At 44.2% G+C, this 14,790-nt stretch carries 7 protein-coding genes; 1 reads left to right on the top strand and 6 read right to left on the bottom strand.

Features of this window, described 5'->3' with window-relative positions; all coding sequences use genetic code 11:
• Positions 1–13 precede the first annotated feature (13 nt).
• The gene (locus R8G66_03860; protein MDW3191468.1) at positions 14–946 is read right to left on the bottom strand and encodes an AraC family transcriptional regulator; all 933 of its coding nucleotides are present in this window, start codon (positions 944–946) and stop codon (positions 14–16) included.
• Between the two features lie 67 nt (positions 947–1,013).
• On the opposite strand from R8G66_03860, the gene R8G66_03855 reads away from it, so the two are divergent.
• Entirely contained in the window at positions 1,014–1,415 is a 402-nt protein-coding gene (locus R8G66_03855) for a hypothetical protein (GenBank protein MDW3191467.1), read from the top strand.
• A gap of 51 nt (positions 1,416–1,466) precedes the next feature.
• Here the strand turns inward: R8G66_03855 and R8G66_03850 are convergent, their stop codons facing one another.
• The 5 genes from R8G66_03850 to R8G66_03830 all read right to left on the bottom strand — a co-directional run bounded on the left by R8G66_03850 (position 1,467) and on the right by R8G66_03830 (position 14,730).
• Positions 1,467–3,569: a hypothetical protein gene (locus R8G66_03850; protein ID MDW3191466.1), complete on the bottom strand. Its 2,103-nt coding sequence runs from the start codon at positions 3,567–3,569 to the stop codon at positions 1,467–1,469.
• A 35-nt stretch (positions 3,570–3,604) separates the two neighbouring features.
• The gene (locus tag R8G66_03845) at positions 3,605–7,516 is read right to left on the bottom strand and encodes a DUF6603 domain-containing protein (GenBank protein MDW3191465.1); all 3,912 of its coding nucleotides are present in this window, start codon (positions 7,514–7,516) and stop codon (positions 3,605–3,607) included.
• Between the two features lie 4 nt (positions 7,517–7,520).
• Positions 7,521–9,224, bottom strand: a complete 1,704-nt coding sequence (locus tag R8G66_03840) for a hypothetical protein (GenBank protein ID MDW3191464.1) — start codon at positions 9,222–9,224, stop codon at positions 7,521–7,523.
• Positions 9,225–9,281: 57 nt separating this feature from the next.
• A complete protein-coding gene (locus tag R8G66_03835; protein ID MDW3191463.1) occupies positions 9,282–13,748 on the bottom strand; it encodes a hypothetical protein in 4,467 nt (1,488 codons plus the stop codon).
• Between the two features lie 199 nt (positions 13,749–13,947).
• Entirely contained in the window at positions 13,948–14,730 is a 783-nt protein-coding gene (locus R8G66_03830) for a hypothetical protein (protein MDW3191462.1), read from the bottom strand.
• Positions 14,731–14,790: the final 60 nt, after the last annotated feature.

Raw genomic sequence — 14,790 nt, 5'->3', positions numbered from 1 at the left:
TTAAACAACGAAATCAAAGTTCGCTTGGAAGAATTCCAAACTGCTTTTTAAAGGCTATTGTAAATTTTGATGGGTGAGAATAGCCGAGTTCATAGCTAACTTCTGATGGTGAACTATGTTTTCTTACCAGTTGCTCTTTGGCGTACTCCATTTTTATTTTAAGGTTGTATTGCAAAGGTGTTGTACCAAAAACTTGCTTAAAGGAGTTATTGAACTTGGTAATCCCCATTCCAGCAACTTTCGCTAGTTCCTCTACTTGTGGTGATTTTTTGGCAAAGGGGTTCCGTAAATAGGCAGCAGCTGTAAAAAGATATTTTACATCATCGGGGTGAAGGTTTTCAATATTCGATGTTTTTTCCCGATTGGATAATTTATTAAAAAAAAGACCCATAAACTCTAAAATATAGGCATGTATCAGCAGGGGGCTGCTGTCCTCAATGCTTTTTTTCAACAGATGCTCTGAATGATAATCCAGGTCTTCATAGATGATTGTTGCCTGGTTGGAGAGCAGCTGATTGAGAGAAAGTGCAGGGTAGAGGTCTAACAACGATCGATGGAATCTGATCAAGACAATGCTAAAAGGTGTTTCTGGAGGTGCCACACTGGAAACTGACGTCTTGGGGCTGTAAAACAACATGCCACTTGGCAGGTATTTTTGAATATTTACTTCCTGATTATTGACTGTTTTACTGATTTGAGTTTCAGAAAGGTTGATATTGATCAAGAGCCATTCACTTGATTCGGGATTTGTAGAAGACATCTCAAATGGTCGATTCAGTATAAAATCAAAGTGATAACGCTCAATTCTGTTCGGTAGAGTGACGAGATTAATCTTGCCCTTGCCGATAGGACCATCAAGGAATAATTCGCCATTTGAAGGCTTTAATTGCAGTTGCTCACCAAATTGTTCAAGAATGTTATGATTGATATTGAGATGTGCTTTCAAATTGATTAGAGTTAGGTCTGAGAAGATAGAAACAAGGTCTAAATTACTGGAAATAGCAAAAGTAGAAATGGACCGTCAATCTGATTATCAACAAAATGTAGTCTTAAATTGTAGCATCGAAAAAGCCTTCGAATCACTAACCACAGGAATTGGAGATTGGTGGGGGAAGCAGGATCGACTGACGGATCGGATTGGAATAACCTTTAAAGTGTCCTGGAGCGAGCCCTGGTATCAATTCGAAGTGGTGACATACAATTCACCGAAAGAAGTGACCTGGAAATGTACAGATGCCAACCAAATCATCGAAGGGCTGGAAGGAGTGCAAAAAGAGTGGGTAGGCACTCATTTGCATTGGAACCTGAAATCAATAGATGAAGCGAACACATCACTTCATTTTCGGCACGAAGGACTAATCAAGGAATTCATCTGCTATGACTTTTGTTTCACTACCTGGGATCGATTTTATTGATTGAACTGAAACGATATCTGGAGCATTTAAGTCAATTTGAAGAGGTTGCATTCATTCATTTTGGATCATAAAACGGATCTTTTCACCGCCTTCCAGCATCTGAACAGAAAACTCAGCTGAGGTGGGATTGTCACTCCAGAGAAAGCTTTTGTTTTGACTTTCATAATAGCTGGAAATATTGTTTTTGAAGGCTTCCAAATCAATTAGGTTGTTATCGTTGATGGGGACTTCAACGACGTACTGTTCATCTTCTATGCCCTCCTGATCCTTCAATGTTTTTTCATACCCATTTTGATCATTTTTCTCAACACCGTAATGTGGCGCTTCAGGTTTTCCATGGATGTCGATGGTAGCCACGTTTCCTTCAAATAGACAAAGCATGATGTTTGGCGATAGCCGTTCCATTCTCAAAAGCGGCAATTCATTCGAGCTATCAATTGGAGCTTCCTCATTATCAGGGACAGTACTGAAACCATTGATCTGCATATCGGTCCACGCTGCTACCACCGAAGATCGGATCAATACCCCTGAACGGACAGTCTGCTCGACGTTATTGATCAAGCTGGAGATTTCCTGATCGTTTTTATGATCATCAGTGGTTGTTCTACCGATGCTTAAGGCACCATCCAGTAGGGCATCTAGCCAATTGTTATCAATGTAGAAAAACCTAATGGATTCCACGGGCAACATCTTTTCATCTGGGACAAGATAAGAGAAGGGCACATTTTGAAGAACCTTCAATTGCTCGAACCAGTTCGATACATTTTGTGGGATCGGAGGTGCCTCCGAAGTAGCTGTTAGTGCACCAGGTAAGTGGTCTGTACCTTCGTCTATGACTTGTTGTTGCCCCTTTTGTTGGTGCGTGTGGCTCCGTTTCCATTGGTACAGGGCGTTAGCAATGTCTGTTTGTTCCAGCGTGATCAAGCGGCCCATTTCCCAGGCGGAGGAATAAGCAATGTCAAACATCCCAAAGTCCTTGCGATACGACAAGACCTGATCAGATGCCATAATTGGATAAGTCAGTGCGGTATCTGAGCTTTTGAAAGGAATAAAAGGCCCATGATAGAACGCCGCGGATTGACTTCCTTCTCGCAGTTTATGGGGAATGGTTGTATAACCTTTCGCCAGAAGTGCTTCTATTTGCTGCTCTGCTAATTGCTGTTCTTCATTGTCCTCCTCTTCAATTTGGGGTATAGGAGGTAGACGGAAATTAGAGGGTGATCTGTCTGCATGTTTAAGGGTAGTAACGTAATTTCCGTAATTAAATGCTTCTAACAGCTTGTCTTTATTATCCTCAAACTGGTCCTTTAACAAGTCTGCTAATACCTCTTCAAACGCATCAGTGGAAGTGTAGACCTGTCCCACAATTGAGGACAATAGGTCTGAAATCTCATCAGAGAATTCTGCTAGAATTCCAGCCGAAACTTTATAAGTGATCGTACTGGTAAAACTCCAAGAATACAAAGTGACCAAACGCACATTTTCTGCATCTCCCATGGCAAAACTTCCATCCTCGAATCTGGATTCAAAGCTCACCAAATAGACCGTGTGCTGCTTTCCATCGACAGGTAACCGGTTGCTCATCAAATAAGACCTTTCTACATTATTGGAGCTACGAGCAGAACCTAACAGCGACAATCCTTCTGCATTATTGAGGAGGGGCTCAAGTATACAAACAGGCACATCGATCACTTGAACGAGCTGATCATCACTGGTGCTGCCTTCTTCTTCCAATCCCGGAAATGAAGGTTCTGAGCCTTCGGATGGGTTTTTGACGTCAGCAAAGGTTACCGTAGAGGCCGTAATATTCCGTAATTCATCTTCGGTAAAGCACAATAGGCCTAACCATGGAGTCGTGTCATCGGTGGGTTCCACATTTCGTTCCCAGGGTAGGGTATTCCGATTGATCGCCATGTAAGGTGGCTGCAGGGAATAGTTGCTCTGTGCGTTGGAAGGTGGATAAATGGCAAGGATTTCCTGTGGATTGATCGTAAAGCGTTCACCGGCAACAAAGAAGTCTTTGCTCGCGATATAGGTTTCTTCCTCTTCACCATCCACCTGAAAAATTTGTTTTACCTCGATCGAATAATCCCCGTCTTTCAGAGGAGGTAGGTGATTTTCGATGAACTTTATTTGCTTGTTACTGTCAGCCATGTTCAGTTTCTTTTTGCCTTCAAAAAGTCATTTTTTTAATACACCGTAGGTTCATAAAGTAATTCATCTGCGACTTTATTACTTACGTCAATAGTCATGTTACTCATACCCATTCTTTCCAGTAGTTTCGACCTTAGATCAGGGTTCCCGATCGATTCACTTACGATTGATTTACCACCTCTTTCCGTTTGAGGGCTTTCAGAATTATAGGTTTCCCACTGGAACGCATCAGCAACAGGTGTTATGTCATAAGCCAGATTAGCCGCATCAATGGGCTGGGTTTGTCCTGGTTTAGTAGTGACCTGCGGGATCAATTGAACACCTGTTACGGCATTTTCAACATATCGATCACCATTGATGTCTGCACTGATTTCAGTACCCCAGACTGCAGTTGGCATTTTCTTCGTGATTGGCGTATAACCAAAATCTTCTCCAACGTCAAGTCCTTCTCTGGTAACTGTTACAGTGATCTCACTTGCCTCGATTCCGGAATCATCCAGATCCATAGGTGCTACCCCAAAGTCCGTGTCACAATCATCGAGAGAAATTTCGATTTCGCCATTACTGATGCGGTCATTATCTGGGGCAGTAGCTGCTTTGGCCTTCATGGATTTGGCTGGAATGACTGAATCCGTCGCAATCACCAGATCCTTTGGATTGACAATGTCCATGACTATGTCACCTGATGTTTGCCCGATTACCCCGGCAGTAAAATTGATCGAACCCACTTCGCTTTCGCTACTATCATCACTGCTGGCAGGTAAGAAACCACTCTTAAATTCACTGTAAGAAATCGGATTCGGCTCATCGTTGCCCTGATCACCGAATTTAATCTTGATGGTAAAAATCAGGATCTTAACAGAGGCGCTTCCTCCGAAATCAGGCCCTGCCACTGCCAAATCAGCGCCAAGCTCGATAGAGATGGAATGAGTGCCGAACAGTTCGTAGGTGTAATCACATCCCAGTGAACAATAGAATGATGCGGAATAATAGTAGGGCTGCCAGGAAATCAAAAAGTCAGCCCCTAAATTGAAGGAGGCTTCAAACGAACCCGAAGCGTAAACAGCACTGAAAGAGCCACCGACCATAAAGGCGTGGGCACATAGTGCAAAATACGCATCTCCACTTAAGTTAATGCTGTCATCCACCTGCCAGTCAAATCCGAGTCTGGGGACGGTAGGATAGTGACTGGGAACGTTGAAATCCGGGTGATAGCCCCCAATGGTAAGCACAAAGTCCCCTTCATAATCTCCACTGAACCAGCTGTAGAAAGCAAAACCTCCACTGAGTTGACAATCGGGCGAAAGGAAATAAGAGCCATCGGTGAGTTGTGCAGTGACTTGTAAAATACCATCGTCAGGAACGAACGAGGCAGTTAAGGCCAATTGCATCTCTGCCAGGATGAAATCCTTGCTATTTGATGGCAGCACCATGTTGGATAAGCCCACAATGTCGATCCGAAACTTATTGCCGAAGGAAACAGCAAGCAAGGCAAAAGAATCGAGCATGTTGTAGGTGGTGAATGCCACTCCTGCGGCAAGAAAGTATTGCCCTTCCGACGGTGGGATATATGCGTTGAGCGCATTCAATGCATCGGTCAAGAAGGTTTGCTCATTGCCAGGTTCAGGCATGGCTTCTCCTGCCATGGCCGTGGTGACCAATGGAAACTCGTTGACTTCTTCGATGGCCGGCATGATGAGTTCACGATTGTACCCAAAAGCTGCTGCAACTCCTGTGACATAAAAGAACGAAGGTCCGCCCAACGCTTTATTGACCGTAGCGTAGATGAAGAGGGAAGAGGCACCATCAACGCTACCATAAGAGCCCAAAGCGGATATGTTGATGGATGAAGCAGTGATCGTTGCAGTTCCACTGTAGATATCATTGCCATCTGCATCTTGCGTGGCCAGGAATGAACCTCCGATGTTTGTTGATCCACTTGAATAATCAATGCCAATGCCTGAAAGACTGAAAGTTGGATCAAAAGAAGTGAGGGGTGATCCAATGGCCAAGCCATCCAGTGAAATCGTGAGCCCAGCGGCCGTAAGTGAGGCTTCTATCAGAAACCAGAGTTTACTATCGGAGAAGTTCAGTCCGATTTTATCAAAATAGACCGGTCCCAGTTGCTTTTGGATGTCAAACCAGGTACCACTTTCAGTTCCTCCTTCGGTTTCGGAAATTGCATCATCGGCAACAATTGGTGTGGAGTTTTCAGTGTTGTTGTCAGTAGAATCCTCCGTACCAGAAGTAGTGCTATCATCAGTACTTCTCGTTGAAATAGGCAGGCTTAAGGGAATGGTTTTATCCCCGATCAAGAGTGTGATGTTGATGGTGATCCCCGATAAGGTATTTTCCGTCGGCAAAGCGGGAAACCCTTCAGGGAGCATGGTGTTGTAATTGCTCAGGTCATCGGTTTCGAAGGTGCCGGAAGGGATAAGAAACTGATAGTCCAGTTTGATGGGATTGCTTCCAATTGTTTCTCCCAGTACTGGAATCGTCGATAAATCCAGCCCATTGCCCATCTGCGCCACAAACAATTGCCGGGCTGTTTCATTTGTAGGCTTATCGTAAAGGTATAGGGCGTTGTTGATCGCGAAGGTAAGCACGTCTGGAATGGAAATGTCCATCATGCTGCTCAATAGATCACTAAGGCTGATACTTTTTCCAGTCGCATCTAAGTAGGTGCCAAGGAGTATGGAACCCGAGTCAGATTGATCAAGCGTGATGTCAAAAACAAGCGCACCGTCACCGCTTCCTATGGTGATTTGACCAGTGAACGTTTTGTTGTAAGTGCCATCCTGGGCCTGGCCAAGCGCAATGTCCAAAATGAGTGCTACGCTAGTAGTATCAGTAATGGGGAAATCCAGTTCTCCGCTAAAGGTGAAATCCTTACTCAGCGTATTGAAACTGAATCCCAAATTACTGATTGTCAGGTCATTGATAATTTCAGGAACTGAGCTATCTACTCCAAACTGATTGGCAATGTAGCTGATCAAGGTGCCGATACTGACACTTGAAGCTTCAGTTTGATTACCATCGAATTGCCAACCCTGACCTTCCGGTGCTTTTTGTGCAGAAACTTCAAATGCCAAGACTGTTTCACCTCCGTCATCAGTAGTCAATTGCAAGTTGAAGCCCGCCCCCAGGTTGAGTGTAAGTGCCGTATTGTCATACGCCATGTCCACGTTGACCGGATCGAGTCCAAAGGATGCACTATCGGTTTCGATGTTCCAAACATCTGCAAAGGCTGCGGAAAGGGTATAGGTCTGCTCTGAGGGATAAGCGTATACAATACATTGGTCGATCGACATATTGGTATCGAAAGTGACCGTATTACCGAAATAGTAATTCAGCAGGTCTTTTACTTCGATCGAATCGCCTTCAGATAACTGGGCAGTTATATTGAAGTCTGGCATGTAAGCACTGACATCCAGATACACAGCTGCACTTTCATAGCCGATTTGCAGGGCTCCGGTTACTTCTCCCTCAATGCTGTTGCCTTCCGAATTAAAAGTGTAGGTCCAGGTAGTATTGATCCCCAGAATAGAAAAGTCCGGAATGGGGGTATTCCAGGGTTCAATGGTAGCTACTGTGAAAGTAATAACACTCAGCTTTTGATCAGTCGAGTTGAAACCTAATTCCAAAGCAGCTAAATAGAAAGAAGCCAGTCCACTCAAGCCTGAAGGCAATTCTAGATCTGATTCACTGCCACCAGCAAGACTAGCCAATGCGCTGAATCCGTTGGTCAGGCCGATCAATTCTGCTTCAAATTCGATACGAAAAAGTTGTGTATCACCCGAATCAGCATCGGCCACTTCTTCCAGTGTGATGGCGTTTAATCCCAAGGGAGCAAGAAGGCTTTCCAAGGCTGGATCGAGATTGGTGTCCAATACCAGCGTGCCATCTCCACTTGCATCATTGATTATATTAATGAGATTGGATAACATGGCGTTATGCTTCTGTTGATGGTGTTGGCGTAAACGTGGGAATCTTACCGGTCAAACTATCCAATTTGATGATAAAGCAGAGGGTATAGAATGGAGGAGTAATGTCAATTTCTGCGTTGCTACCCTTGAAATTCTCTTCTACCTCATGTGTATGTGCGCTTATATCTGCGTCAACAATGGCACGATGATCTGGTTCGTATTTTCCATATTGTTCCACAGTTAGGATATTATAGTCAATTGGATCATATGACGAATTCCCACCTGATCCTGAATCTACATACAGTCGATGCTTATGAGCCCCACTTTCAGGAATGGTTACGTCATGTTTATGTTTCGGGAGTTGGTCTTCGGATAATGTGATCTTATTCCTACCACCCTCGGCATGGGATACATATGTTCCAGAGCCCATAACAAAACGATCCGTCAAATTTGGTGTTTTATTTTCACCATTACACAACGCCCATCCATCGGGAATCTGATCGGATGGTCCCGACCACATGATAATCGCACCAGCTGGTACAGTTCCTCCGGAAGTGTCCGCTATCCTTCCATTCACCTGAACGTTTCCTTCCACAATTAAATTTCCAGTATTACTGGGATTATCATCAACAGTTACGGTTGATTCCGTTTTCGGCATCATTCCAATGCCAACAACACTTCCTTTATTTCCACTCGAGTCGTATGGAAGGCTTCGCATTACTAAAGGTTGCTTCATAATAGGAACCATTACATCTCCATCCCAGTAGCCTGGAATGTTGAAGTAACTGACTTTCATGTAGGTGAGGCCGGTTCCCGCACTGCTAATGATGTTGCTGATGTCAAGATCTATTGATTCCCCACTTTTCATGGGAGGTAATACCGAACTTGGAGTCAAAATCCAATCTGCATTGCTCCCTTGAACATCCTCATTCGTGCTCCACGACTTATTAAGATCGGTTACAATGATTCCTGATATATCGCTGGCATCGGCTAGGGCATTCTCCGTATTCTTATCATCGGAAGCCAAGAAACTGATCGTGAAGTAGGATTGACTATTGGATTCGCTATCGCAATTGAATGTGATTTCGGATAAGTCAGGATTGAGTGAATTGATCGTAGCGATGTTAGTGATTTGTAGCGTTAGCTTACTTGCCGATACACCATCATTCAATATCGTATTGGATCCTGCAAATCCAAAATGAAGTGGAATGTTCTTTTTACCTCGCTGGTTAATGATGCTCAGTTGCGTAGTAAGTGTATAGGGGATCAGTTTATTGGTATCAGAAGTGAAACTGATCTCATCCACGTTGACCTGAACTTGCGTTACGCGAGCTCCGGAACTTGCGTTGGCTTTTAAGTTAGCCAGGGCAATGGTGGTTTGTTCTGCGGGTTGTAAGACCAAAACTTCACTCAATTGGAAAGCAACTATGATACTTCCATTAGTGGCTACCTTGGCCTTACCCATTGCCCAACTGTGGTCAGAACTTACGGTAATGTCATTCGTGGGGTCAATGATATCGGGCTTAAATGTGACCAAAATTTGATGAAAGTCATCGGCAGATGTGCTTGATTCAGGTGAATTAAATTGTATGGCTTCATCCGAAACGTTGGTGATCGTTATGCTTACGTTCTGTGGGTCATTGGAAATGTATAAGACGCTTTCATGGTCCTGATTGAGCAGCCGTACGTCCAACGGATAACTTTTGGTGTAATCATTTTGCAAGCTCATGGTCTTAAAAATTTAGAGGGTTTCGGAATGATATAATTTGTAAGCGATTTCAATTTCTTATGATTTTTGTGGTGTTAGTTTGAGCCATCCTTCAATGGCTTCCACGGGGTTTTTAAAAGTCCCGTCATAGCTGAATGGGTTGATCTTGGCAGCGGTCAGTATTTTTTGGATCTCAACGAGCTGGGTACTGAAAGTGCCCCCAAGGTCCGTCGTAAGACGTTGATTTTCAGCAATGACCTGTGCTGTGGCATTGTCCTGGGTACTGATCCAGTTATTGCTCACTAAAGCATCCCATATTTCCAGGCCATTATTGAACCTTATGGTAAAATCATTGATGGTTACTGACCCGACAGCATCCACGGTTTTCCATGTTTGCCCATGTTTGGCTACCCACGACCAGTTGAAACCTGCTTCATTAGGCAGCGAAACAGCCACCAAATCCCTGGGAGTGATGATGGGTGTCGACAGGAAAGTAATGTTGATGTTCTGAATGGCCTTCGCAAATTTGCTGGAAGGAATGGCAATGCTTTTGGTGGGTAAGACACCAGAGTGCGCATGTACACTTCCATTCGGGTCGACCAACATGGTTAGGTTCTGACCTTCTGCATCAATGGACTGTTGCAAATGTGTACGAGCATCTTCGAAAGCAACAATATCAGCATTGGTTACTACACCGGAAGCAATCGTCGTGTAAAATGCAGAAGATAATTGGTTGGTTTCATCTTCCTTCCAGTAGCCCACTAGACCATCATTCAGTTGACTCCTGTCACCTACTCGGAGTGGGAAAAGCACCTTTTCAAAATCATTGGTGGTTCTTTTTGATGCATTAAGATCAGCACGGAAGGCATTCCAACTTTGATTGTTTGCCAGGTTGCCTTTCACTTCCAGATCAAGAAAAGTACGAACAACAGCAATCGGTCTTCCCATCAATATGGCAGTTCCGGTTAGCTGCGCAGCGTTGGCTGGGGTGATGTTGGTCAGTGCTTCATTCATCATGTTGATGAAATCCAAAATGTATTGTGCTTTTGCTTCGTTACTTTCACCATCAGTGATGGAGAGTTGCCGGACTACATTTTTCAGATACTTGTTTTCAATGAACCTTGGGTCCAATGGAGTGCTGTCGCCTGGTGTAGGCTGCCAGAAGGCATTTTTATCGATGTAGCCAAGACTGTATCCATTTTGATCGTACACCATGATGGACAAGTCCATGAAATTAGCTACCACCCATCCACAGATCGGATTGCTGCTTTGTGCGCTGTTGACTTCCTGTTCTCCATTATCGGCTGCCAGCCATCTAAAATTGAGTCGTGCTGGCTGCGAAATTGCCGGGGGTAGGTAGAAATGTCCGTAACCTTCAGAACTGTCGAAGCGCATCGATTCGGGAATGATCAGTGCTTCCAGATTATTGACATCCTTGTATTGACCAAACGTGTCAATGATACGTACATTCATCAAATTCAGGCTTCCGGTTCGCAGTGGCATAAAGGTATTCAATGGATGTGCCACGGATTTGTTGGCTCCCAATACCAGATCGGCAACTTTTTCGGCAAATTCCTTCGCGTTATCATAACCCAATGCATCGCTGATGGGTAATTGTAGTGCCTGATTAAACATCAGCAGCGCCTGATTGAATCCACCCAGGGCTTGAGATTGAACATTAAGTTGTGTTACCTCTGTGTAGGCACCAATGGCCTGTCGAATGATGTTGTTTGGCGTATCAGTATAGAGATATTCAGGCAGTGAATCGATCCAGTCAGTATATTCCTCGAAATTACTTTCTGAAAGTTTAGGCTTGTCCGCGATCCAATCATTAAAACTGGTTTGCTGCTCCTCTGTTTCTATGGTGATCCCAAATTGCGCGATGAAATCATTGGTTCGTTGTTTGTTGAGGAACACAATGACTTGCGCTTGTAGCAGCAATTGTGCCTGGTTGGTGATGATGGTATAGCCTTTGTAGATCTGAGGATCACCAGAGACAGTAGCATTGTCATTCAATGCCAACTGCTCTTTGTTCATTTCCTGAATGAAATTGTCTTCGATGAAGGAGATCGGATAATTGCCTCCCGATGCTATTAATGCATCGCTTCCTGATGTACTTTCTTCCGATGCTGTGGATGCATTCTCTTTTAGCAGGGGGTAGTTAGCTGTTTCCCATTCGAACATGAAGGGATTCCAGGGCATTTCTTCCCAGGATTGATATCCCATCAGCTCGGTATCATTGCCAGGTTTTTTATTCCTTATATCGTCCAGTATAGTGGATGATTCAATGCCCGCTTTGGTCAGTGGGAGTACGAGTGTTGAATCTATGTTGCAAACCATCAGATCTTCCTCGTGTTGCCTGCCATCGTATCCATGTCGGAGAGAAGGTTTGACATCATCACCGGATAAGAGTAAAACCGGCTCTTTGGTTTGATAATACCTGGGCCCCGGTTGCTGCCTGATGACGGCCTGATTCTTTTGGAAGATGTTCCTGTCGGTATAAATGTCATCCTCACTTAATGGGCTATTAAATAGCCGAAAACTAGTCAGGTTTCCTCTGGTGAATTGTTGGGTACCATCGGAGCTCAATAGATAAAGATTCCCATTGAAATGGGTCGCAGACTCCAGGTAAATATGGATCCACTGGTCTTTTGGGAAACTACCCCAGTCTTTGTTGATTTCAGGATTTATTACAACCCCATTGATAGACACGCGATTCCAAAACGTTCCAAAACCAGAAACACCAATTGAACTATTGTCTACCTCTTCCAGGTTGAAGAAGACCGCATCGTGATTTTGTTGCCCAATGATCTTTGTCCAAAAAGAAATTCCTCTACAACCCTCAGAGATGTTATAGGTTAGGAAGTTTCTTCCGCTGAATTGTAGGCATTGATCTGTTATCGGGGTGTTTGGTACCCAGGTGATCCCAGCGTCGGAAGTAACATCAGAAGGTATCGCTCCCTGATTACAAAGGGCTGTGAAATAGGTGGCTTCAGGCTCTCCTGTATTGTAGCTGTCTACGAGTGTTTTTAATCCTGCAAAATAGCCGCTTACCCGGGCTGCTACCGTATCTACTCCTTCACCTTTTAGAGAGGTGATAATCCCAGTGCTTTTGTCTTTTTCGACGAACAAGGTTCCGGTTTCTTCGATCAGGTTTTCTAGTTCCGGAATGCTTTTCTGCTCGATGTAATATCGGATCAGGTTCATGTCAGGATAGGCACCGACCTCATCGGAGGCAGGGTAGGCACTCACCATGTATTTGTACCAATCGGAAAAAAGGGAATGCCTGAGGCCTTCGATCCGATTCGATGATTGTTCAAATGCAGCTTGGGATAGGTTCAGGTCATTGAGCTGATGGGTTAAGTTTGGGGGTAATTGAATGTTTTCATCTTTGTTATTTTGACTGGACTTGTCTGTTGTATTGTTGGTATTGCTTTGAAGCGTGACCACCCAGACTGTCTGGCCGTTTTTACTGGCAAACTGATCGTCGTGAAAGGCTTGTCGAAATGCAGGGCCTACATCCGTTCCTGTCGTATTGACCATGTTGCTGAGTTGAATGGCCATCAGCTGTTCTTCGGCAACTTTCTTCTTGTCCGGATGGAATTTAGTGGCCATGTACGCTGACAAGGCTTCTTTTCCGGAATTACCAATCGCTAACTCCACATCGGTCGTACGAGTGGACTCAAACGACCTGGTATTTGCATTAAAAGAGAGGTGTCCGAAGCAAACCATGTTCTCAGGGGCTGCATCAGCATCTTCAGGTATTTCCCAATTGAAGGTGCCTTTGATCAATTCGCGAAATTCACCAATGGTTTTACCGCTGTTGTCTCGGATGAGTTTATTCAGGGGGTCATTACTGGTATCGGAGTACCATCCAACGACGGTGTATTCGGTGTTGTTTAAGGCATCTGGTGTTGTATCCGTATCTTCCTGGAACCCTAAGATGCTGTAGCAGTTGGGATAGAAAGCCGCAAAACTGGGTGTACCATAGCCCGCTACGGTAAGACCTTTTAGCCGATCTACACTTTCTTCCTCATTCCAGTCTACATATGGAACTTGCCTGCCGATGAATCGGTAGGGCTGATAAGGTGTTTCCTCAATTTCTGAAGCAATGACCTGAGCCGTATAATTTTTTAGATCAATCGGGTACGAAACACTCCCATAATCATTCGAAGCATTTTGTGGATGCAGGTAGTCGCTTTCAACGATCCATTGGCCTTCCTGTTTTTCGTTGATATACTTGGTGATCAACCAACGATTGGGAATTTGCGGATAGACAATTTTCTTGTTGGTATCCTGGACACCCATGGTCAAACCATCGGGCATTGCCCAGTGAAGGTGGATGCCCTTTTTTAGTGTGAAGTTCAGGTTTTGAAATTCGTTCGACAGTACGGTATCACTAATGTTGAGGCTATTGGGGTTTTGATCTGCACCATCTTTTTGAAAAGGTAGGCGACTAAAATCGGCACTTGCTTCAATAGCCAACTGGTCTTTTTCCAGGCAGAGTGCATCAATCTGCAAGGGAACTAGCAAGGTGGAACTCATAAGAGTGTAAAATGATGGTTGTATGTTTTGTGCCTACGAGGTATGATGAAAATGATACCTAAGAAGGAGCAAAACTGGTTGTACTTACCCTATCAATTTAGTGATAGAAAGCAGATTAGTCAAGTAGATAGGTATGGAAAGGGAGAGAATTTCTTACAAGTGGTTGATTTAAGTAGAAATTAACTCCCTTCCCGATCGATCATTGCTGCTTCAAATACGCTTCCGTGGTGTAGATCTTATTGACAATGATGTTGGCATTGTTATGGATCACGTACTCACTCATGCCACGATGTGTTTTGTTAGCTGGTGACCAATCGTAGGTGTATCCCAGAGCGGTCCATGGATATCGGTCCAATAATTCGCATGTGTCATAATAACGAGCATTCCGGGTATCATTGATCCACGTTTGAAAGGTAGTGTCGGTAGCGTTGCATGCCTCGCATTCATTATCATCAATTTCGCGATCAGGACAAGGTCTGAACAGGTCGCTGGGATTTACCCAGAATTCTACAAAATAGTTGTAGGGGTTTCCTGGGTTGGGAGGGAGTCCCAGTAATTGTTTCAGTCTGCTGTTTACTTGTTCGATTGCTCCGTCTTCTACCCATTTCATCAAGCGTGTTTCTTGTTTTGCCCAATTGAGCAGTTGGGGTGCAGCGGTTACCCAAACCGGGTGCGATGTACCCGTGTTGTAAACATTGTCAGGACCTACATTCGGTGGCTTGTACCATTTTTCTTCACCTTTCCAGGAAACTACTAAAACATATTCCTCACCATTGATGGTTTTCCAGGTCAGGTCGGGATTGTCTTTACTGATGGCGAACAGGTTTTTGTCTACTTTGGCATCGGTCGGGTAAACTGCATCCGCTAATGCGTTTTGGTAGATTTCGTTTACATCAGCTGGGGGGAGATTCGTGAGGTCATAAACCGAGCACGAGCTCAGGAAAATTAGTGCTAATACAAGGTTTTGTATAGATGTTTTCATACGAATTTGTCTAAGGGTTGGTTAGTGCCGATAAGATACAGAAGAGTGATACGCGAGTCA

The organism is Cytophagales bacterium (genome assembly GCA_033344775.1).
Classification (GTDB): Bacteria; Bacteroidota; Bacteroidia; order Cytophagales; family Cyclobacteriaceae; genus JAWPMT01.
This window is presented reverse-complemented; position numbering and strand designations above follow the sequence as displayed.